The sequence below is a fragment of the Alteromonas sp. 4NH20-0104 genome, assembly GCF_057547795.1.
In genome coordinates, this window is sequence record NZ_BAAJLP010000021.1 from 51187 (window position 1) to 73380 (window position 22194).

Below are 22194 nucleotides of genomic sequence, written 5' to 3' on the forward strand. Positions count from 1 at the left end.
GGCTATTTCAGCATATCTGCCAGAGCGGGCTGTGCGCCATGGTACTGAGCATGCACTTCTGCCGCTACACGCTGGTACAGTTCATCCAGTCTCGCCGGCGACATAAACCCCTCACTGAAACCCGGGTGAATGGGATCAATGGCCTGTTTTAATGCCAGCGTAAAATGCGCAATCAGCGATTTCACGCAGTCACACCCCATCGCAATTCGCATAGTGGTGAGCGCAATACCGGCTTTTCGCTGCTCTTCCCGACTCATTTCTGAATGCGAGGTTAGCGCCGGACATAAAATTAACGTATTGGTCTGACCGATACTAATCTGATGACCAAAAGCCGGCTCCAGAGAGTCAAAAAAGCGGGCAAACTGCACGCGATCCAATTCCGCCAGGTCGAGCTCCGCGGTAAACAAGGCACAGGGCCAGCCGTGACTATGCAACTGTTCGCGCAGGCCGGCATTTTCGTGATGACTCAAGGCATGACTGTTTACCTTAATCTGCGGGTGGGAGTCGAGATAATGGGTGAATACCTGGGTATTAATTACCTTGGTGAGCATTCGCTGAGTCAGGGTTTTCATACCGGTGAGTACATCAAAGGCTTTTTCTGAATCAAGGAATGCCCCTTTAATGTAATACACATCCCAAAACAGGGTTTGTGACCAGTCGACGCCCTCACAGCTGGTCCCTTTGGGTTGGAACATTCGGTGATTTTCGCCAATCACCACGCCTGCTGTAGTGGTGCCGGTACCGCAGATATCCTTGGTATAGCTGTGTACCACATAGTCCGGACGGCAGTTTTTGTCTGCATGCTGCAGGGGTTTATGCAGCACCGGTGTGGCCAGGGTAGAATCGAGCATCACCAGTAATTGTTGCGCGTGTGCCAGCTGACAAATACCGGGCACATCCAGTACCAGACCGTGCGGGTTACAGGGCGATTCGATATACACGTGCAACCGTCCGCCTGCAGCCAGTTTATCAGCGTAGCGCTGCTGCACGTCAGCAAGATGCTCGGCAAAGTCATCCGCCGAATAGCCGTCAAACCAGGCCAGCGTAACGTTCAGGCGGTTTTCGCGGGCAAAGAAATCATGCAGCAACTGATAAACACCGCCATACACATTGCGCGAAACAATCAGAATATCACCGTGACTTAACACGTTAGATAACAGTGCGTCGATAGCTGCCATGCCCGAATTGAAATTCCAGGCCAGATAAGACCCGGCCTGGTCTCCGGCTTCCAAATCGACAATCGCATTAGCCAGTGAAATATTGGTTGGGTTCATCAGGCGGCTGTATATTTGATGGGTAGATTCTTTGCCTTCAAAAGCATCTTCTATCCACTCTGTACAGGCGTATACGTAAGTGGCCGTTTTCACCACTGCCGGTGTCGCCGAGAACAGCGCTGGGACATTGTCGAAGATCGGATAATGTTGAGGCGCCGATTTATTCAGGCTCTGCCAGGTCTGACGGAACGGGTTTTGTAACGTATCCAATACCTTGGCAATTTGAAATGACAAAAACTTCTTAGCATTGAAATAACTCAGCTTATCGGTTTGATCTAACCTTTCCAGGGTATCTCGTGTAACCTGCCAGAGTTGCTGGACGCCATGTTGAGCCCCATAAAGGTGGTAGGCGGTATCGGCCAGCGCCTGCCCATAGGCAGTATCCGCCTGAATGCCAAAGTGTTCCAGTTGCTCCTGGACAAGCTGCTCTACTGACGCGGCATCGCTGGTATGACGGCGGGGCGACAGTGGACGACAGGCATCCACAGATAACGAGTGGTTTGATTTCATATGAGTTCCTTTTTGCTTTAAGCTGAATATAATTCGGATTTGAAACAAAATTAAGGAATTTAATTCACATAAAAATCACAAACAGGAAACTTTTCTTTACTTATGTCTACATCTACCCCACCAGCCACCTGGCAATTCAGTATCTTAAGCAGGGATTACCAGGTTTACTCTGAGCTCCTTGCGCCCCTGCTGCCAGACAATGTCAGTTTGTCTGTTGCCACCGACCAACCAGACCAGTTTGATTGCCACCAGGTACAGCTGGCTTTGGGGGATCCTGACTTATTAGCCCGGGTGATTAACCAGTGCACTCAGTTGCGCTGGCTGCAATCGACCTTTGCCGGCAATGCGCCGCTGCTCAGAGCCGGTAAACGGGATTATCAGCTCACCGGCGTTAAAGGCATTTTCGATCAGCAAATGCGCGAGTATGTGTTCTCTTACTTATTGTATTTCGCGCGCAATATCGAAGGCTTTAATCAGGCCGCTAAAGTCGCCCAAAATAAATGGCAGCCTCCAGGCTTTGACGCGCTGGCCGGCAAGACACTAGGGATTGCCGGTGCAGGTGATATTGCTGCCAGCCTGGTAGATGTAGCAAGGGTGTTTGATATGCGCGTGGTAGGGCTCAATCGCAGTGGCAGCGCGACAGCCGACTATAAACAAATGTTTACCCCCGACCATAAGCTGGCATTTGCCAGTGCCTGCGATTTTGTACTGAGCCTGTTACCTGATACGCCTGCTACGGGCAACTTCATTGATGCCGAATTTCTGTCGGCAATGCCCGAACACGGAGTACTGATTAACGCAGGAAGAGGCGTTGTGGTAGATGATGCAGCCTTGGTTGCTGCCCTGTCCTCACGGCAGATTCGTGCTGCCGTACTTGATGTGTTTGTTGATGAGCCGTTAGCGGATGATCACCCCTACTGGACGCTGCCCAACGCCTACGTGACCCAACATACGGCAGCGATATCCAGAGAGCAGGACGTCGCGATTATTTTTAAGGGGAATTTAATCCACTTTCTGGAAAATACCCCGCTCATTTATGCCTTCGACTTCGACAAAGGCTATTAAACTCTTGGATCGGTCTTCGCGATATCGACCTGTGTCTGCTGTTGTTGCCAGAAGGCCAGTAACGCCGGATAAGATTCAAACCGGGTTAACGCTCTGAAGGTTACCCAGTCAATCAGACAGAATAAACAAATGGCCGGATAATCCCATTGTGAAAAATGGCCGGCTGCCACTTCAGCATTGAGCGTTGTCAGCAGGGTTTCAATACGTTCGTTATTGAGTTTAAAAAACAGTTTGTCCGGCTGATTGGCAATATCTGAACGCTTGAGCATCATCAGTTGAACAAAGGTATCGTTAGCGGCATCAATCAGAGTCAGGCGGTTTTCTTCCGGCCAGCTAAGGGGCGTGAGGGTAAATTTTTCACTTAAATAGCGAAACACCACCCGGGAGTCATAGATAATAAGTTCGCCATCTTCCAGCATCGGCACTTTCAATGCCGGGTTCTTGGCTCTTAACAGCTCCCGCCCGGGCCCTGCAAAGATATCCATATTGATAAACTCAATGTCTTTATCCGCAAAGAACAAGCGAATGCGTCGTACATAAGGTGACGTGGTGGAGCCATAGAGCTTCATTACATTTTCCCTGTCTTTAAATGTAAAAAGCAGCCCGGAGGCTGCTCTTTTAATAATGATTAAACGCTGAAACTTGCGCCGCAGCCACAGGTTGTTGTGGCATTGGGATTATTGACCAGAAACCGCGATCCCTCCAGTCCGTCAACGTAGTCAACGGTGCCGCCCACCAGGTATTGCAAACTCATAGGATCGACAACTAACGTCACTTCGTTCTTTTCGATAGCCATATCGCCTTCATTGACCTTTTCGTCAAAAGTAAAGCCGTACTGGAATCCCGAACAACCGCCACCCGTAACATAGACCCGCAGCTTCAGATTCGGATTTTCTTCTTCTTCCACCAGCTCGCGAACCTTTAAGGCTGCCGCGTCTGAAAAATCAATTGGTAACGCCATTTCTACCGACATACTCACCTCAATCCTGGGCCGATAACACTCGGCAATCAATAGCGCTATTATCTAATACCTGAGTAAATACATCAACTATTGTCCACCGTGTTCTCGCTGCCTTTGACCCGTTCTGGCGGTTTTGTTCTGTTGGCCTGGGTTTACTGTCGGCGCGTTTGTGTCTAAATTGAACGGGTTAGCCTTAAGAAGATAGTGACGGCCTGCCCTGTTGGCAGCTTGTTTCTCCCGGTGTCAGCCCCCGGTGGTATTTGATTAACCAGCAAAAAGGAGTTTAGCGCATTGGCGTTTGCAGAGGTTACAGCCCGCTACGAGCAAAGTGGCTTTGTTCATCTACCGGCTTTTCTTGACCAGCACGAGCTGGTACAGCTTAGGCAGATAACGGCCCGCTTTCACCAGCAGTGGCTCATCGAAAATCAGAACTTTTATCGACAGCGCGCCATTAACTCGGCATATCTGACCCATGTTGATCGCATGCCTGCTGAGGACAGGCACAACATGTTCGCCATTATCGGCTCAGCAAAAATGGCGACCGCAGTTTACCCCTTGTTGCCGGATGGCGGAGCCTTTATGAACACGCAGCTATTTTTTGACCCGGCTAACCCACAGCAAAAAAATTACTGGCACCGGGATACCCAGTACCTTTATTCCCCGGCAGAAGAGCAGGCACTGTTGGGCTCTACCCGCGTTCTTCATTACCGGCTAGCGCTTTATGATGAGCCCGGTATTGAACTTATTGAAGGTTCTCACAAATACTGGGATAGCCCGGAAGAACTCGACGTCAGGCTGGCTCGTAACGGCCGCGAGTCGCATCAGGACTTATCCCGTGGGCAGGTAATAGCATTAAACGCCGGTGATTTACTGGTATTCGATGCCGCCATGATGCATCGCGGCTTATACGGTAATAATCGTTTCGCGCTGGATGTGCTGTTTTGTGAGGTGCGTCAGGACCTACTGCAACATGTGGAAGCAAAATGTTTACCCGATGACGCCCTTCTCAGCCAACTGGACTTCCCGGCCCCGTTTGCCGCCAGCCGACTTTCGCAAAGACAAACTCCGTAACAATTTATACCGGCTTGCTTATTTAACCGGTTCCCCACGGTGGTATAGTAAAGCCAAGATAAAGTCGATTAAAAATGTAGCTACCGAAATGGAACATCTGCCAGTAACAAACCATCCGTTGTATTCTCAACAACTGCCATGTTTGGGCGAACTTCCCACCGAGCCGATTGCAGCCCGTTACCGGACTCTTAACCTGGCCGTGACGGTAGGCTTTTCACTGTTGGTATTTCTGGTACTGGTGATTGTGACGTACCAGCCCTGGTTTTCCCTGCCGGTAGAACTGGAATATTCCATCGGCGTAGCCGCCATTATTACTGCGCTGCTTGGCGGCCTGATTTTTACTTACCATTTTTTCGCTGACAGGCTGATTTTCTATACACTCAGAGAGCAGGATATCGTGCTGTACAAAGGGCTGATATTCAAAAAAGTCATCTGTCAGCCGATGTTACGGATCCAGCATATCGATATTCAACGGGGGCCGCTGGAGCGTTTCGCGGATCTGGCAACCCTCAAGGTCTATTCCGCCGGGGGCAGCGATCATACTTTGGCAATACCGGGGCTGCCCCACGATATCGCCGAGAAAATGCGCCAGTTTGTGTTAAACCACTCAGACCTTACCCGGGATTAACAGTGACCTCTTCAACACAATCCCTGCCAACAACCCAGGCCCGCTGGCAACGCCTGTCACCCTGGTCTGTTTTGCATTTTTTGTTTATGCAGTTAAAGCAGTCGGTCAGCATAGCCATCTATGTCGTTCCGGCTTATGTGGTCGGCGGCCACAAGCTGATTAATTCAGAGTACTTTCCCCTGCTGTTGCTGGCTGTTGGTGCCGGCTGGGTGGTATCGTCGGTGCTGAAATTCTATTTCTTTCAGTTTACCGTGTCGGACAAAGGCATCGCGATCCGTTCCGGCGTGCTGGACAGAACCTTTACCGACCTGCCCTATGAGCGGATCCAAAACGTTAAGTTCGACCAGCCATTCTATTTTCGGTTTAATGATCTGGTCATTGTAACCCTGGATACTGCCGGCTCCGCAAAACAGGAAGCGCGCTTTGCCGGGGTGACCAGTGACTATGCGCAATTGGTCAAAAGTACCGTAATGCAGGCTCATCGCCAGCAATCAGCGGGCGCTGAGGCGGACTCAACAGAGCCTGACGAATCCGATGCTCAGTTACTCAACGAACGTTCCATACGCGACCTTATTTTGCACGGTATTACCAATAACCGGGTGTGGATTGTGCTGGGCTCGCTGGCGCCTTTTTATGAACAAATTTCAGGCTTTATTTTTCGCCAGATGAATGTTCTGCGCCCACAGGTTGAAGCCTGGTTTGGCGAGCAGGTGGTAACCTTATGGTACGTAGGCGTTATGAGCGTGCTGGTGGCCATTGTGCTGCTTATTTTAATGGCTTTGTTTTCCATTGGGGGCAGTGTGTTGATGTTCTACGGCTATCGCCTCACCCGGCAGGGAGAGAAATACATACGCCGCAGTGGGTTACTCAACCGTCAGGAAATCAGTATGAAACGCTCCCGGGTACAAATCGCTCGGCAGCAACAGGACTGGCTTGACCGGGTATTGGGCCGTGTGAATCTTTACTTTGAGCAAAATGTCACCGGTCGCGCCAACCCCAATGAACTCAAAGCCACCCACAAACTGCTGGTGCCTTCGGTAACGGTGGCAGAGTCGGATGAACTCACCAGCAATGTATTTGCCGCTCAGCGGGCCCGACATATGGACTTTACGGCCATTCATATTCGCTACTTGTGGCGACAGCTATTGCTATGGATACTGCCCCTTAACGGCCTGACAAGTTTTGTCTGTTTTGCTGCACTCGGCGCTGCAGGCGCATTGCCGGCACTGATGATTTTAACCATTACGGTGACGCTGACTTACCTGCACTGGAAGCGTCTGGGCATTGCCAGCGATGACAACTACATTTATGTTCGCAAAGGCATTATCGGTATTGATTACTGGTGTTTCCCGCTAGCGAAAGTGCAGCAGGTTATTGTAAAGCAAAGTGTGTTTATGCGCCGTCGTCAGCTCAGTACGCTGGGCTTTGTACTGGCCAGTGGTAAAGTGAGTGTGCCTTTTGTGGCCACTCAGTTCGCCGCCCCTCTGGTTGAGCGGGTGCTATATGAAGTGGAAGTGAAAAAACCTGGCTGGATGTAGTCCCCGCCAGAATACAAATGGGTATCACAGCACCGTCAGAAAAAGATGCTAGCGACTGCTTTGGTCGCCGGCCACCAGAATATCCTGCCAGCTATAGCTGCGCTGATAGTCGCCTCTGCGTCGTTTATACTGATAAACCACAGTGGTAAATTCGAGACTTTCCGGCACAAAATTCGCTGGCAGCTGAAGGTACAACGTCACTGGCTGGAAGTATTTAAAACCATAAGCCACATTGCCTTCCGGCAATATGTCATCGTTATCCGCTGTCAGGATCCGGTGTTTACCCTCCAGGATACCGGTTACAGCCACTTTTAACTCACCACGAACGATAGCGCTTACTGCACGTTGCTGGAGCAATACCATGGTCGCTTTGTAGTATCCGTCAACGGCGGTGGGAAAGAGCTCCAGTCCATCGATAAAAAATCCGTCCTGTGTGGTTTCCGGCGCCACTACGTGCTGGTAAAAGGCTTTGTCTTTTTGCAGGTTAAATATTTCGTCCTCTAACCGCACGACTTCCTGTTTAAGTTGCTCTGCGCGCATTTCGGCCAGTTCCAGTTTCACATCCAACTGGTTCGCCAGGGTCTGAAGCTGCTCGTTCTCGGTTTGCAGGTTGGTGACCGAATGATGCAGTTGCCGGGTTTCATCGACTAACTGACCACGCTCTGCGTTGGCGAGAAACATGCCGAACACCAGCATTGCCAGTAAGCTTGCGCCTAACAACAATATAGTGCGGGTCTGGCCCAGTTTCTGAGGGATTTCAGATAAGTGCATGGCAACATCAATGAAACTAAAAACCGAACTGTGCCCGTTTTACCGCAATTATTCAAATATTCCTCGGTTTATCCCCGCCATTGACAGGCCAATACTTTGCAAACCAACTACTTGTGATACTATTTGCCTATTCCTTATCCGTAATCCTTTTTTATGCAATTGCGCGCACTGCGACAAGAACTGGCCCACCCCCGCACTTCCGTTCAGGTATGTTTGCTTGGGATCATTGCTGGCGTCACATCGGCTTTGCTAATTGTGCTATTTCGCCTCGGAATAGACTGGTTACAATCCTCAGGCGTGAGCCTGCTGCAAAACTTTGGCCTCAATGCTAAATGGGTGTGGGTTGTGATGCCGGTAACCGCCGTGATACTCATCCTGCTGATAGCCTTCCTTACCGGCTTTAAACACTACCGGCTGGGGATACCCTTTGTTATTCACCGCGTAAAACAACATTACGGCCATATCCCGTGGCGCACAACGGTCAATCAGTTTTTTGGTGGAATGCTGGCTCTGGCCGGAGGCTTTGTCGTTGGCCGTGAGGGGCCGTCAGTGCATCTTGGGGCTGCCGGCAGCAGCTTGTTTGGCCAGGCGTTAAAGCTCCCGCAAAATAGTATTCGAACACTGGCTGGATGCGGTATTGCCGCGGGCATTTCTGCTTCATTCAATACCCCTTTTGCCGCCGTCATTTTTGTTATGGAAGTGGTATTACGGGAATATAAAATCCACGTATTTGTACCGGTGATGCTGGCCGCAGCCTGTGGCTCGGTGATTACCCGGATCGTTTTTGGCGAAGGAAACGAGCTGGCCTATTTTTCCTTTTCTTCTTTTAGTCAGTGGCTGTATCTTTACCTGATTGTCTTTGGTTGCTTACTGGGCGTACTGGCCACTCTGTTTAACCAGTTACTGATGTCAGTGATGCGCATGTTTCGCAAAGTCTCCATGGTATGGCGCTTATTGCTGGCCGGGTTACTGACCGCTATCGGCGGCGCCTTATTACCCGAAGCACTCGGCGCCAGCTTCGAAGATGTCAATGCGTTGTTTTCCAGTCATCCCACGGCGCTCATCCTGCTTGAAATTCTGCTGATGAAATTCCTGCTGGCCACTTTCGCCATTGGTCTGGGGATCCCCGGCGGCATTATCGGCCCGGTGATGGTGCTGGGTATGCTGTCGGGCGCGGTGTTGTTGTTGCCAATTGCCCACTGGTTACCGCTTGATGACTTCACCTCGAGTTTTGCATTGTTAGGCATTGCCGGTATGCTGACTGCGGTTCTGCACGCCCCTCTTGCCGCCTTATCTGCGGTCATGGAACTGTCCTATCGGCCAGAGGTCATCTTACCGGCCATTCTGGTCATTGTGCCGGCCTACGTTACGGCTACACAGTTTTTAGGCAACCGTTCCATTTTTATCCAGCAACTGGATTTTCAGAAGTTGCCTTATGCGATCACCTCCATTCGTGAGGCGCTGGAAAAAACTGGCGTACTGGCAGCCATGGAAACAGATTTTAAACTCTTCTACGATGCGCCGGAGTCGGCGTTGGAAAAAGTGCTGTCTGACAACCCGACACAGACCGTAATTCAGCAGAACCGCTTCGAGCAGGATATTCAGTATTCCTGGGTCCACTATGATGTCAGTCTGGATCGCCACGCGCATCCGATTAGCTATCAAAAAATGCAGCGCGTGTCGGCCCAGGCCACCCTCGCAGAAGTGTATGAATTATTAAAAAGTACCCGTTCTGGTGCGGTCTATATTTTTGAGGACGATCCGGCCAGGCTAACCGGCGTCATTACCTGGAACCGCTTGCAAAGTTTCTTGCAGCGCGCTCAGTTCTGATAAGAGAAATCATTATGACAATATTGTGGCTCAAAGCCCTGCACATTTTTTTTATGGTCGCCTGGTTCGCCGGTATTTTTTATTTACCCAGACTGTTTGTCTATCATGCCGAAACTGATCAACAGGCCGTCCGCGATCAGTTCAAAGTAATGGAACGTCGGTTATGGCTGTTTGTGACTCCCTTTGCCCTGCTCACCTTGGTATTTGGCCTGGCTCTCATCTACACTTATGGTTACGCGTGGTTTGCGGCATCTACCTGGTTGCATATTAAAGTGGTACTGGTAGCGGTACTTTATGGTTATCACTTTTACCTTTGGTCACTGGTTAAACAATTTGCAGCCGATAACATCACGCATTCGTCGCGATATTTCCGTATTTTAAATGAAGCACCTGTACTGATTTTACTCGCCGTGGTATTACTGGCAGTGGTAAAATTTATTTAGGGCTGAGCCTGAATAAAGCCCTGTTAACCCATACACCCGGATGGACGTCGTGGTGTTTTAAAGGACCCGCTTAAATGGACGTAAATAACCAGCTACTGAAGGAACTGCTGCATAAGACCGACATCGCCTTTCGGGCGCTGTTGGATGAACCGGCGTCCTTAGAACGACAGTCAGCCTACGATGAGGCCAAAATTGAACTGGATCGTTATGTGGTGAAGTTTCGCGAGCAGCTGCAGTTTCGTAACAGTCAAAAAACCCGCTAGTTTTCTTCTGCTAAGACGTTTTCGGCACCACTTCAAACTGATTGGGCAATCCCTGCACCAGTGCTCCGCTAATTTCGACATATTCTTTCAACATAGCGGGTAAACTGGCCGCCAGACGAGGCAGTCCGTCTTCAAGTTCCTGGCGTTTTGCCGCCGGTGTCTGCTGTAACCTTAACGCCGGATCGGCCAGCGTGGAGAACAATTTTAAGCACCGGTTAAGCCGGGCTGACAACGCAGGCAGGTCCAGAGTCTGCTCGCCCATTTGCCAGGCTTGCTGCCATTGTTTTTCCAACTGTTGATGCGCCGTTAACAGACCACTCAGCCACCGCTTCAAATCGCTCTGCTGATGCGCTTTACCCTGCCACTCATAGCCTGCCGGTAACAACGGTTTATCCTTACGCATCGTGTCCAGCGTATCCCTTAACTGTCCCATCAGGTAATCCGCCAACTCATCAGCCTGCGGCTTACTGATGGCCGTATTGGCGTTTGCCCTGATGACCCAGGGCATCCACTGCTCCGGCATAGGGATTTCAGGGCACGCCGCAACACCGAAGATTAATCCTTGCAAATAAGCCTGTTCAGGTAATACCGCCACCATAGCCAGTTTTTCATAGTCGGTCTGGTTAGTGCTCATAGCAGGCTCCTGATTGGCTAAGTGTTGTTAATCTGTAGTGACTCATGCTGTAATAAAGTGACTGGCGATCACGGTGCAAACAAAGTTACCGATCGGCATCACTATCCCATAAATCCAATAATAAGAAGAGTGTAACATGTCGCAACGCCGAACCAAGTCAGGGTTTATCATCGCCGCCGCCTTTATTGGACCAGGCACCGTATCAACAGCCAGCCTGGCCGGTGCGAACTTTGGGTTTCATCTGGTCTGGGCACTGCTGTTCTCAGTGCTCGCCACCATCATTTTGCAGGACATGGCCGTCAGGCTCGGCTATGCCACGCGCTCAGGTATGAGTGAAGCCTTGCGCAGCCATATCAACAACCCCGCGGTACGTCTGCTGCTGTCATTATTGGTTGTCGGCGCCATTGGGGTGGGTAATGCCGCCTATGAATCCGGCAACCTTACCGGCGCCGCAATCGGCCTCAACAGTATTGCCGGCATCGGCATTCCGGCCTGGAGCTGCCTGCTGGGCGGATTAGCTATCGCGTTGCTATGGGGCGGGCACTACAAGTTAATAGAATCCGTGCTGGTCATGCTGGTGGCCATTATGGCGATGGTGTTTGTGGTGACCTTTGCAGTCAGTGAACCAGACTGGGGAGCCATGGCCGGACAACTGCTTTCGCCGGTAGCCTCCATGGACAGCATCACCACAATACTGGCACTTATCGGCACCACCATTGTGCCCTATAACCTGTTTCTGCACGCCAGTCTTATCGCTCAGAGTGAACAGGAAGGGGCGCAACCGGCCGGGTTTTATCGCCGTCAGTCGGCCCTGGCCATTGGCGTTGGTGGACTGATCACCCTGTTCATAATGGCCACTGCCATGCAGGCTTTTTATGGCCAGTCAGAAGCCCTCGATGCGGGCAACCTGGCCAAACAGCTGGCGCCGCTGCTGGGGGATTTTGCCGAGCTGTTTTTTGCCTTAGGCATGTTTGCAGCAGGCTTAACCAGTGCGATAACGGCCCCCCTTGCGGCTGCATACGCGGTAACCGGTGCCTTAAATAAATCATCCGATATGCGCAGTACCTGGTTCAGGGCCGTATGGCTCAGCATTATTGTTATTGGTGTGGGGTTTACGTTAAGCGGTACCAAACCACTGATGGCGATTATGTTTGCCCAGGCAGCGAATGGTTTGTTATTACCGGTTATTGCCTTGTTGCTGTTATATATGATGAATCGACACGCACGACTCGGCTCGCTGAAAAATCACTGGAGCGCAAATCTCGCCGGACTGGCGGTGGTCGGGCTGATAGGCTGGCTAAGCTGGCAAAAGTTTGTGTAGATAACAGGGCCCGGATAATTTCGGGCCCCGCCGAACAGACCTGACTGCCGAAAATTAGTGGCTTAGTCGGTCAAGAATGTCTTTCAGCATGGCGCGGCTGCAACCAAAGTTAATCCGGAAGAAGCCCGGCGCACCAAAATCCCGGCCAGGAGACGGGCCTACGCCTTTGCTTTCACACCACTTAAGCACGTCCTCAACGCCCAGGCCGGTTGCATCAATCCAGGCCAGGAAAGTGGCCTCTGACGAGACGACTTCAAGCCCCTCGATAGCATTGATGCGCTCAACCAGATAATCCCGGTTGCCACGTAAATAGGTAATCTGTTCTGCCAGCCAGTCATCACACCGGGTAAATGCGGCTTCGGTAGCTACCAGGCCCATGACATTTGCCCAGGGCACTATGCCCGCTGCGCTCTGGGTAAATTTACGGCGCAACGACGCATCAGGAATGATGGCAAACGAGGTACCTAAACCGGCCACATTGAAAGTTTTGCTCGCCGCCATTAAAGTCACGCTGCGGTTAGCTAACTGTTCTACCCGCCCGGCAGGAATGTGCTTTACACCCTCTTCTAGAATCAGGTCGCAGTGGATTTCATCGGAACACAGTGCTACCCCATGGCGAAGACAGATATCTGCAATAGCGTCGATTTCTTCGGCCGTCATTACTGAGCCCACCGGGTTCATCGGGTTACATAAAATCATCAGTTTACATAACGGGTCGGCCGCCTGCTGTTCCAACGCTGTTAAGTCGATGGTCCAGCGCCCACGGGCCAATTTAGTCGGAATGTCTATACGCTGTGTGTTATTCAATCCCGGCGCTGCCAGTAATGGCGGATAATTAGGTGTTTGTATCAACACCTTATCGCCCGGCTCGCAATAGGCTTTTATGGCAACATTAAAGGCGGGTACCACGCCGGGTGTCCAGACGATCCAATCGGCTTCGATGGCCCAGTCATGCTTGTCTTTAAGCCAGCGCACCACGGCCTGATTGGCCGGCTCATGCTGGGCCGGCAGAGAATAGCCTAAATTGCCATATTCAGTTTGCTTTTGAATGGCCTCTAAAATTGGCGGCGCACAGCGAAATTCAGTATCGGCTACCCAGCAAGGGATAACGTCCTGTCCCGCGTATTTTTGCCATTTGAAAGACCAGAAGTCGCGACGATCGGGAGTATTATCAAATTGACTCAATGTAACTACCTTTTTATTCGGAGGAAGCGGCATTCACCGCTATTTTGCGTAAGACGACACAGTTTGTTTAATCAGACTAACCAGCTTTTTGCGTACAATGGGTTTAACCAGATAGGCGACTGCGCCCAACTGTCGGGCCAGCAGCTTGGTTTGTCTGGACTCGTAAGCGGTCATGAAAATAAACGGAAACATTAAATCTGCCGATCGAACATCCCGTAGTAATGCCAGCCCATCAAATCCGGGCATCACCATATCACTAATGACCATGTCGAGTGAATCGGATGTTTGCTTTAACAGGAATTCACGGGCCAACGCGCTGTTGGAAAAACTGACAACATTCACCGGCAGCGCAGACTCAAGCACATCGACTATGAGTTCGAGCGTGATTTCATCGTCATCTATTACTGCAATATTGAGTGGTTGCATGGTCCGTCTGGCAAAAACAGTGAGACTATTATTTTAATAGAAAAAGGCCGATTGTGTTAACAACCGGCCTTTTTACTTGAACCATTCAACGCTTCATCAGCAGCGTTAAATTATTTTGGTGCGCGTGATGCCCGCTTACGATCGTTTTCGGTCAGCAGCTTTTTACGAATACGAATACTTACCGGAGTCACTTCTACCAGTTCGTCTTCGTCGATAAATTCAAGCGCTTGTTCCAAAGACATCTTAACCGGCGGCACAAGGGTTTGCGCTTCGTCGGTACCTGAGGCACGAACGTTAGTTAACTGTTTACCTTTCAGCGCATTTACGGTCAGGTCGTTGTCACGGCTGTGAATACCGATGATCATACCTTCGTACACTTCAACACCGTGTCCGATAAACAAACGACCACGTTCCTGCAGGTTAAACAGGGCGTTAGTCAGCGCTTTACCATTTGCGTTGGCAATCAGTACACCATTTTTACGTTTACCAATAATGCCGCCTTTGTGCGGACCATAATGGTCGAATGAATGGTACAGCAAGCCTGAGCCAGAGGTCAGTGTCATGAAATCGGTCTGGAAGCCAATCAGGCCACGGCTGGGGATCATAAAGTCGATACGAACACGACCCTTGCCATCCGGAGACATGTCAGTCATTTCGGCTTTACGCAGTCCTAACTGTTCCATGATTGAACCCTGATGCTGCTCTTCACAGTCAATAGTCAGGGTTTCAAACGGTTCCATTACCTGGCCGTCTTCTTCTTTCAGAATAACTTCCGGACGAGACACTGCCAGCTCATAACCTTCACGACGCATATTTTCAATCAGGATACCCAGGTGTAATTCACCACGGCCTGATACGCGGAATTTATCCGGATCGCTGGTTTCTTCAACACGAAGTGCCACGTTGTGCACCAGTTCGTCCTGCAGACGCTCAAGAATGTTACGTGAAGTCACGTACTTACCTTCTTTACCTGCAAACGGTGACGTGTTGACCTGGAAAGTCATGGTGACGGTTGGCTCATCAACGGTCAACGCTGGTAAAGCTTCTACCGTATTGACGTCACAGATGGTGTCGGAGATTTTCAGCTCACCTAAACCACTGATCGCAATAATATCACCGGCCGTGGCATATTCCACTTCGTGACGCTGCAGACCCAGGTAACCATATACCAGACCCACTTTACCCGCGCGTTTTTTACCCTCAGCATTCACGATGGTGACTTGCTGGTTAAGTTTTACGCTACCACGCTTAATGCGGCCAACACCGATTACACCCACATAAGAGTTGTAATCAAGCTGTGAGATTTGCATCTGGAACGCGCCGTCGATGTCGGCATCCGGAGGCGAAACCTGGTCTACGATAGTCTGGAACAATGCCGCCATGTCTTCAGCTGGCTCATCAGCATCCAGAGACGCCCAGCCATTCAGTGCAGACGCATAAACCACCTGGAAATCCAGTTGATCATCGGTTGCGCCCAGGTTATCGAACAGGTCAAAAACCTGATCCATTACCCAGTCAGGACGAGCGCCTGGCTTGTCGATTTTGTTAATAACCACAATAGGTTTTAAGCCTTGAGCAAACGCTTTTTGCGTTACAAAGCGAGTCTGTGGCATTGGGCCTTCCTGCGCATCAACAAGCAGGAGTACCGAGTCAGCCATCGACATTACGCGCTCTACTTCACCTCCGAAGTCGGCGTGTCCGGGAGTGTCTACGATATTGATGCGGTAATCATTCCAGTTAATGGCGGTGTTTTTCGCCAGGATGGTAATACCACGTTCTTTTTCAATATCGTTAGAATCCATCACACGTTCTTGTGCCTCGCCTCTGGTTTCTAAAGTACCAGACTGCTGCAGCAGTTTATCTACCAGGGTGGTTTTACCGTGGTCTACGTGCGCGATGATCGCGATATTTCTTAGCTTATTGATGTCAGTTACATTCATTGAATTTCAACCCGCAAAACGCTCCCACGCAACATCATTAGCGATGCAGCAAAGAGATTTTGCAATTTTCTCGTACAGATAAAAGGAAATGAGCGCGGATTGTACAGAAATTCTCGCTGCATTGCGCCTGTTTTTTATATTTAAAGAAAAATTAATCTATTGATAAAGCCTGCGGGCAGTGAAAGAATGCTAGCAGGGAATAAAGCGCTGCCGACGCGCCCATCTGCACCAAAAAATAGCATAACATCACCATGATAGTGCAGAATAAGTTAAACAGATTGACGACAGCCCGGAATATTGCGTTATCCAGCCTTTACAAGTAAATGGCATGAATATCGCTTACGATTTTTCCACCTGATCGTTCGGCTCCCCGAACATCAAATTTACGAAACAACCTGGAGGACACGATGTCAATTGAGAAGGCATTAGAATTAATTAAATCGAGCGAAGCTAAGTTTATTGATCTTCGCTTCACAGACACCAAAGGTAAAGAGCAGCACGTTTCAATTCCTGCTTCTTGTGTTGACGACGACTTCTTTGAAGAAGGTAAAATGTTCGATGGTTCGTCGATTGCCGGCTGGAAAGGCATCAACGAGTCAGACATGATCCTAATGCCAGACGCGGAAAGTGCACTGGTTGACCCGTTTGCAGAAGAAACGCAGGTTAACATCCGCTGTGACATCGTTGAGCCGACCACTATGGAAGGTTACGACCGTGACCCTCGCTCTATTGCTCGCCGCGCGGAAGAATATCTGAAGTCTACTGGCATCGGTGACACCGTTTTAGTCGGTCCTGAGCCAGAATTCTTCCTGTTCGACGACATCAAGTTCCACACTGATATGTCTGGTTCTATGTACAAAATCGATTCTGCAGAAGCTGCCTGGAACTCAGGTTCAGAGTTTGCAGACGGTAACATGGGTCACCGTCCAGGCGTTAAAGGCGGTTACTTCCCGGTTCCTCCGGTAGACTCTGCTCACGACCTGCGTGCAGCAATGTGTCTGGTAATGGAAGAAATGGGTCTGGTTATTGAAGCCCACCACCACGAAGTTGCCACTGCAGGCCAGAACGAAATCGCTTGCCAGTTCAACACTCTGGTGAAGAAAGCTGACGAAGTACAAATCTACAAGTATGTAGTTCATAACGTAGCTCACGCTTACGGTCAGACTGCTACCTTCATGCCTAAGCCTCTGGTTGGCGATAACGGTTCTGGTATGCACGTTCACCAGTCAATTGGTAAAGATGGCAAAAACATCTTTGCAGGCGACAAGTATGCTGGCCTGTCTGAAGAAGCACTGTACTACATTGGTGGTATCATCAAGCACGCTCGTGCAATCAATGCTTTCTCTAACCCGGCAACTAACTCATACAAGCGTCTGGTACCAGGCTTCGAAGCCCCGGTAATGCTGGCATACTCTGCACGTAACCGTTCAGCTTCAATCCGTATTCCTTACGTAACCAGCGATAAAGCTCGTCGTATCGAAGTACGTTTCCCTGACCCGGCGGCGAACCCATACCTGGCATTCACTGCAATGCTGATGGCTGGTCTTGACGGTATCAAAAACAAGATCCACCCTGGCGATGCAGCGGACAAAGACCTTTACGATCTGCCAGCTGAAGAAGCACTGGCAATTCCAACCGTAGCAAGCTCATTAGAAATGGCCCTTGATGCGCTGGATAGCGACCGTGAATTCTTAACTGCTGGCGGCGTAATGTCTGATGACATGATCGATGCCTACATCGAACTGAAGATGGAAGAAGTCACCAAACTGAACATGACCACTCACCCGGTTGAGTTCGATATGTACTACAGCGTATAAAACGTTGTATTAAGATATATACCAAAAGCCCGCATCAGCGGGCTTTTTTTTTACTCATAAATCACTACAATCAAGATCATGCTGAGACTATTTTTATTGCTTAGTTTGTGTGCTGCACCAGGCTTCGCTCAGGAAATCTACAAAGTTGTCCATAAGGACGGCTCAGTCACCTATACCGATAAACCGGCAGTTAATGCCGAGCCGGTAGAGCTGGGGCCGGATAACCGCATGAGCTTGCTACCCCCTGCGCCAGTCCAGCCGCTTAACCGTCCCCCGGTCTCTGACAAGCAGCCCAAACCGGTCATCGAAGTCGTCAACCCCAAGCCGGAAGCCACGGTCCGTAACAATGCGGGAAATATGACGATAGCCGCCAATGTTAAACATGCTGACAAGCAGGGAAAGTTTAAACTTTTCATTAACGATCAGCTTGTTAAGGAACAATCCAGTGCGGTATTTCAACTGCAGGGAATCAACCGTGGGGCCCACACATTTTATATCACCCACACCGACAATACGGGCAAGACTCTTGCATCAACCTCACCACAAACTTTTTACCTGCATCAGGCGTCACGGTTAATCAACAATTAAGAAAATTGTTATAACAGTGCAAGCAACGGACCCCGCGCACCATAGGGGATCAATAAGACTTTTATTAGGAAAGTCGTTGCACGGCTGATAGCAGCCTGAAATAATAAGGCACCATATTGGTGCAACTGGAGAGAGCCCGGCATGCACGCCACGCCGTTTGATACCGATAATTTACTCGAGAACCTCAACACAGTACTGGTGGTTATCGATAACTCCCTGCGTATTGTTTATGCTAATCATGCGGGACAAGCCTTATTCGCAACGGGCACCAAGCAACTTTACGGGCAACCGCTGGCCGATTTTTTTGTACCAAATACCATTAACAAGGCCCGACTTCGTGCCGCCTTTCGCCGCGGTGAAGACTTTACCGAGAATGAAATCAAGTTGTACTTTCGCGACAACCGGGTCGTGCTGGCGGATCTGACGGTAACCAATCTGAGTACCGAAGAGGGTCCGACCCTGTTATTCGAAGTCAAAAAAATTGATCAACAAAAGCGCATCTCCCGTGAAAACCAGCAGCATGCCCAGCACTATGCCGCCCGCGAACTCATTCGCGGCCTGGCTCACGAAATCAAAAACCCGTTGGGTGGAATTCGTGGTGCCGCACAACTGCTTGAGAAGGCGCTGGAGTCTGCCGAGCAAAAAGAATTTACCCAGCTGATTATTGAACAATCCGATCGCTTGCGTAATCTGGTCGACCGTCTGCTCGGACCTAACTCACTGCCGCGACTGGAGTGGTGTAACCTGCACCGCCCGTTGGAAAAAGTACGCAGTTTAATGAAAGCCGATACTACCCAGGCCATTGCGATTACGCGGGATTATGATCCAAGCATCCCGGAAGTCAGAGTCGACCCGGATATGCTGCAACAGGCCGTACTGAATATTGTGCGAAATGCGATTCAGGCGTTACGCGACTCCAAAACGCCGAATCCGCAGATACGCCTGGTGACGCGCATTGAACGGCAATTGACTATCCACGGTCACAGACATCCGCTGGCAGCACAAATAAAAATCATCGATAACGGTCCGGGGATCCCCAGTGAAATCCGCGACACGTTGTTTTATCCCCTGGTAACCAGTAAAGACTCTGGTTCGGGACTGGGCTTATCCATTGCCCAAACACTTGTTAATCATCATGATGGAAAAATTGAAGTTGAAAGCCGACCAGGCCATACAGAATTTATCTTATCCCTGCCAATTGACCGTAAGGAGTCACAATAATGAATACTGAATCTGTATGGATTGTTGATGACGACAGTTCTATTCGATGGGTTCTGCAAAAAGCCCTGCAAACGGCCAATATTGAATGTTGTAGTTTCGAAAATCCCCAGGATTTACTGCTACAGCTTGAGTCCGGGCACTATCCGGAAGTCGTGGTATCAGACATTCGCATGCCACAGATGGATGGTATGACCCTGCTCAATGAAGTTCACCAGATTGCGCCGATGATTCCGGTTATCATAATGACAGCGCACTCCGATTTAGACAGCGCAGTTAACGCCTACCAAAGCGGAGCGTTTGAATATCTGCCAAAGCCGTTTGATATCGACGAAGCCGTTACGCTGGTTGAACGTGCGCTGGTGCATGCCAGGGAACAGTCGCGTACCATCCAGGTACCACAGCAGGAATCTGCCACCGAAATCATTGGTGAAGCCCCGGCCATGCAGGAAGTATTCAGAGCCATCGGTCGCCTGTCCCGGTCCTCCATTAGTGTACTGATCAATGGTCAGTCCGGTACTGGTAAAGAACTGGTGGCCCATGCTTTACACCGTCATAGTCCGCGAGCGGCCAACCCCTTTATTGCACTGAATATGGCGGCTATTCCGGCTGACCTGGTTGAATCTGAACTGTTTGGCCACGAAAAAGGCGCCTTTACCGGGGCTCAAACCGCCCGGCAGGGCCGCTTTGAGCAGGCCAATGGCGGCACGCTGTTTCTGGATGAAATAGGCGATATGCCTCTGGATGTGCAAACCCGGTTACTGCGAGTGCTGGCCGATGGGCAATTTTACCGAGTGGGCGGCCATCAGTCCGTCACGGTGGACGTCAGGATCATCGCTGCGACGCACCAAAATCTCGAACAACGGGTGGCCGAGGGCAAGTTCCGGGAAGATTTATTCCACCGCCTGAATGTGATTCGAATCCACATACCGTCGTTATCCGAGCGCCGCGAGGATATTCCATTGCTTGCTCACCATTTTTTACGCCGTGCCTCCAAAGAGCTGGATGTAGAAACCAAGGTGCTGAGTAAAGAAGCTGAAAAAGTGATGGCGCAACTGGCCTGGCCCGGTAACGTCAGACAGCTGGAAAACGTGTGTCGCTGGCTCACGGTAATGGCCTCCGGCCAGGAAGTGTTGCCGTCTGATCTGCCACCGGAAATCCATGCCGATAACAGCGCAGAAAGGAACGCACCTCAAAGCGGTGACTGGACAGAGCTATTATCGGCCTGGGTTGATAAACAGCTTAAGGATGGTCAGCATAACATCCTTGATGATGCCCTGATGACCTTTGAGAAAATCATGCTGGAAAGAGCACTCCATTATACCCACGGGCATAAACAAGAAGCTGCCAAGCGGCTTGGCTGGGGGCGTAATACGTTAACCCGTAAGCTTAAAGAACTGGATATTGAAGGCTAGCAAGACTTTGAGCAGGCGGGCGATACCCTGCCTGCCCGGTTTTACCCGGCTAGCGGGTCAGGACTCTGGCCATAGCCTGATTAAAGTAATTGATCCAGGTAGCGTTAAATTTGTCCTGGTTATAGCGGTTTAACGCCACCACCGCCTGTTTTTTGGAGTACTGCGGTTTATCCTGACGGGTCTGACAATGGGTCATCGAATCAAACGTATCGAGAATGCCCAGCAACTTTGCACCGTCACAGATGTCATCATCTTTTAAGCCCAGCGGATAACCACTGCCATCCGCACGCTCGTGATGTTGCATCACAATTTTCCGTGCCATATCCCACTGGTCCAGATGCTCAAGCAGTCTGGAGCTTTTATACACGTGAGAACGCATCAGATTAAATTCCTGATCGGTATAAGCCTGTTGCTTGTGCAACAACTTTAACGGCATAAATGCCATGCCAAAATCGTGTACATAACAAGCCACAGCGAGCTGGTCTTCTTCGATGGGATTACCGGCGATATCGTTGACGTACAACGCCAGCTTGGCGATTCGGTCTCCCTTGCCCATCCACTCTTCAGCACGCTTTTCGATAGTTTGCATCAGATCGCGAAAAAACAAGATATCCAGCCGCTTTTCAGCGCTGATGTCTTTCGGTACACCGGTTTTTGACAGTATCGGTTCGCTTGGCTGTGAAGGCTTATCTGCATCTGCGGGACTATCCTGCTCGGCATGTGCCCGAGGCTGATCCAGCTTCGGGTTCAACAGCAAAACCGCCTCGCCCAGCAAGCGATCATGATCGCTGTGATTTTCCGGCGTGATTCGACTGATGGCCATAATCAACTGCTGATACAGCACGCCATCGTATTCAGCCTGACCTGAAGCGATGACACTTTCAACAAACTGTTTAACCCGATCCATGGTCAGCAACACCAGATCGCTCATAGTACTGGTGTAGTCCACCTGCCCTTTGCGCAGAAAATCCAGCAAATCCTCTACATGTTGCAGCAATGGAATAATCGGCGAGAAATTAACCAGCCCCAGATCGCCTTTAATCGTATGCACCGAACGAAACAGCGCGCGCTGAAGTTCGTTATCCTCAGGTTTGAGTTCCAGCTCAATTAACGTTTGTTCGCTGGCCTCATATAACTCATTAATCTCTTCAATAAGATCAGTGAGGATCTCGGGTTCAAGGTCTTCAGGGATAAAGGTCTGCATTGTTTAAACAACTCAAATGATAAATGCCGTTCGTTTTTGCTATGTGGCTACCGCGACCACCGCTTTTCAGGTAAGTGGCGAAAAACGACATT

At 50.2% G+C, this 22194-nt stretch carries 21 protein-coding genes; 12 read left to right on the plus strand and 9 right to left on the minus strand.

From position 1 onward, the window contains the following. Window positions 1-2: 2 nt before the first annotated feature. Window positions 3-1784 (minus strand): trans-sulfuration enzyme family protein, encoded by a 1782-nt coding sequence (locus AC27IB_RS15285; protein ID WP_487121983.1) that lies wholly within the window; start codon window positions 1782-1784, stop codon window positions 3-5. 102 nt (window positions 1785-1886) lie between these two features. On the opposite strand from AC27IB_RS15285, the gene AC27IB_RS15290 reads away from it, so the two are divergent. After that, entirely contained in the window at window positions 1887-2849 is a 963-nt protein-coding gene (locus tag AC27IB_RS15290; RefSeq protein WP_296052735.1) for a D-2-hydroxyacid dehydrogenase, read from the plus strand. Here the strand turns inward: AC27IB_RS15290 and AC27IB_RS15295 are convergent. Both AC27IB_RS15295 and erpA read right to left on the minus strand, forming a co-directional pair. Then, window positions 2846-3418 carry a glutathione S-transferase family protein gene (locus tag AC27IB_RS15295; RefSeq protein WP_296052737.1) on the minus strand — a complete coding sequence of 191 codons (573 nt, stop codon included), beginning with the start codon at window positions 3416-3418 and terminating at the stop codon, window positions 2846-2848. The genes AC27IB_RS15290 and AC27IB_RS15295 overlap by 4 nt on opposite strands. 59 nt (window positions 3419-3477) lie before the next feature. After that, entirely contained in the window at window positions 3478-3822 is a 345-nt protein-coding gene (erpA, locus tag AC27IB_RS15300; RefSeq protein WP_105936467.1) for an iron-sulfur cluster insertion protein ErpA, read from the minus strand. Window positions 3823-4101: 279 nt separating this feature from the next. On the opposite strand from erpA, the gene AC27IB_RS15305 reads away from it, so the two are divergent. The 3 genes from AC27IB_RS15305 (at window position 4102) to AC27IB_RS15315 (ending at window position 7047) form a co-directional block, all read left to right on the plus strand. Beyond that, window positions 4102-4881 carry a phytanoyl-CoA dioxygenase family protein gene (locus tag AC27IB_RS15305; protein WP_296052739.1) on the plus strand — a complete coding sequence of 260 codons (780 nt, stop codon included), beginning with the start codon at window positions 4102-4104 and terminating at the stop codon, window positions 4879-4881. A gap of 88 nt (window positions 4882-4969) precedes the next feature. Further along, complete coding sequence (locus tag AC27IB_RS15310) at window positions 4970-5509, plus strand: PH domain-containing protein (protein WP_296052741.1); 540 nt, start codon at window positions 4970-4972, stop codon at window positions 5507-5509. Window positions 5510-5511: 2 nt separating this feature from the next. Further along, window positions 5512-7047 carry a PH domain-containing protein gene (locus AC27IB_RS15315; RefSeq protein WP_487121987.1) on the plus strand — a complete coding sequence of 512 codons (1536 nt, stop codon included), beginning with the start codon at window positions 5512-5514 and terminating at the stop codon, window positions 7045-7047. Window positions 7048-7095: 48 nt separating this feature from the next. On the opposite strand, the gene AC27IB_RS15320 is transcribed toward AC27IB_RS15315, so the two are convergent. Next, window positions 7096-7818, minus strand: coding sequence for a DUF6776 family protein (locus tag AC27IB_RS15320; protein WP_296052745.1), 723 nt, complete (start codon window positions 7816-7818; stop codon window positions 7096-7098). A gap of 153 nt (window positions 7819-7971) precedes the next feature. On the opposite strand from AC27IB_RS15320, the gene AC27IB_RS15325 reads away from it, so the two are divergent. The 3 genes from AC27IB_RS15325 to AC27IB_RS15335 all read left to right on the plus strand — a co-directional run bounded on the left by AC27IB_RS15325 (window position 7972) and on the right by AC27IB_RS15335 (window position 10354). Continuing rightward, window positions 7972-9648 (plus strand): chloride channel protein, encoded by a 1677-nt coding sequence (locus AC27IB_RS15325; protein WP_296052748.1) that lies wholly within the window; start codon window positions 7972-7974, stop codon window positions 9646-9648. A 14-nt stretch (window positions 9649-9662) separates the two neighbouring features. Beyond that, window positions 9663-10091, plus strand: a complete 429-nt coding sequence (locus tag AC27IB_RS15330) for a CopD family protein (protein ID WP_296052750.1) — start codon at window positions 9663-9665, stop codon at window positions 10089-10091. A gap of 74 nt (window positions 10092-10165) precedes the next feature. After that, window positions 10166-10354 (plus strand): hypothetical protein, encoded by a 189-nt coding sequence (locus AC27IB_RS15335; protein ID WP_296052752.1) that lies wholly within the window; start codon window positions 10166-10168, stop codon window positions 10352-10354. A 10-nt stretch (window positions 10355-10364) separates the two neighbouring features. Here the strand turns inward: AC27IB_RS15335 and AC27IB_RS15340 are convergent, their stop codons facing one another. After that, window positions 10365-10988 carry a UPF0149 family protein gene (locus tag AC27IB_RS15340; protein WP_487121991.1) on the minus strand — a complete coding sequence of 208 codons (624 nt, stop codon included), beginning with the start codon at window positions 10986-10988 and terminating at the stop codon, window positions 10365-10367. A gap of 136 nt (window positions 10989-11124) precedes the next feature. On the opposite strand from AC27IB_RS15340, the gene AC27IB_RS15345 reads away from it, so the two are divergent. Beyond that, the gene (locus AC27IB_RS15345; protein ID WP_487121993.1) at window positions 11125-12309 is read left to right on the plus strand and encodes an Nramp family divalent metal transporter; all 1185 of its coding nucleotides are present in this window, start codon (window positions 11125-11127) and stop codon (window positions 12307-12309) included. A 54-nt stretch (window positions 12310-12363) separates the two neighbouring features. On the opposite strand, the gene AC27IB_RS15350 is transcribed toward AC27IB_RS15345, so the two are convergent. From AC27IB_RS15350 to typA, 3 genes are all read right to left on the minus strand, one after another. After that, complete coding sequence (locus AC27IB_RS15350) at window positions 12364-13494, minus strand: MalY/PatB family protein (RefSeq protein ID WP_487121995.1); 1131 nt, start codon at window positions 13492-13494, stop codon at window positions 12364-12366. A gap of 39 nt (window positions 13495-13533) precedes the next feature. Then, on the minus strand, window positions 13534-13920 hold the full coding sequence (locus tag AC27IB_RS15355; protein WP_296044589.1) for a response regulator: 387 nt from the start codon (window positions 13918-13920) through the stop codon (window positions 13534-13536). Window positions 13921-14030: 110 nt separating this feature from the next. After that, the gene (typA, locus tag AC27IB_RS15360) at window positions 14031-15860 is read right to left on the minus strand and encodes a translational GTPase TypA (protein ID WP_296044592.1); all 1830 of its coding nucleotides are present in this window, start codon (window positions 15858-15860) and stop codon (window positions 14031-14033) included. A 407-nt stretch (window positions 15861-16267) separates the two neighbouring features. Here typA and glnA point away from each other — a divergent pair, with 407 nt between their 5' ends. The 4 genes from glnA (at window position 16268) to glnG (ending at window position 20898) form a co-directional block, all read left to right on the plus strand. Next, a complete protein-coding gene (glnA, locus tag AC27IB_RS15365) occupies window positions 16268-17677 on the plus strand; it encodes a glutamate--ammonia ligase (RefSeq protein ID WP_487121998.1) in 1410 nt (469 codons plus the stop codon). A 78-nt stretch (window positions 17678-17755) separates the two neighbouring features. Continuing rightward, window positions 17756-18265: a DUF4124 domain-containing protein gene (locus AC27IB_RS15370; protein WP_487122000.1), complete on the plus strand. Its 510-nt coding sequence runs from the start codon at window positions 17756-17758 to the stop codon at window positions 18263-18265. Window positions 18266-18406: 141 nt separating this feature from the next. Further along, window positions 18407-19486: a nitrogen regulation protein NR(II) gene (glnL, locus tag AC27IB_RS15375; protein WP_296044603.1), complete on the plus strand. Its 1080-nt coding sequence runs from the start codon at window positions 18407-18409 to the stop codon at window positions 19484-19486. Next, entirely contained in the window at window positions 19486-20898 is a 1413-nt protein-coding gene (gene glnG, locus AC27IB_RS15380) for a nitrogen regulation protein NR(I) (protein ID WP_296044605.1), read from the plus strand. Before glnL ends, glnG begins: the two co-directional genes overlap by 1 nt. A gap of 49 nt (window positions 20899-20947) precedes the next feature. Here glnG and AC27IB_RS15385 read toward each other — a convergent pair whose 3' ends face one another. Next, window positions 20948-22102: an HD domain-containing phosphohydrolase gene (locus AC27IB_RS15385; protein ID WP_296044609.1), complete on the minus strand. Its 1155-nt coding sequence runs from the start codon at window positions 22100-22102 to the stop codon at window positions 20948-20950. Window positions 22103-22194: the final 92 nt, after the last annotated feature.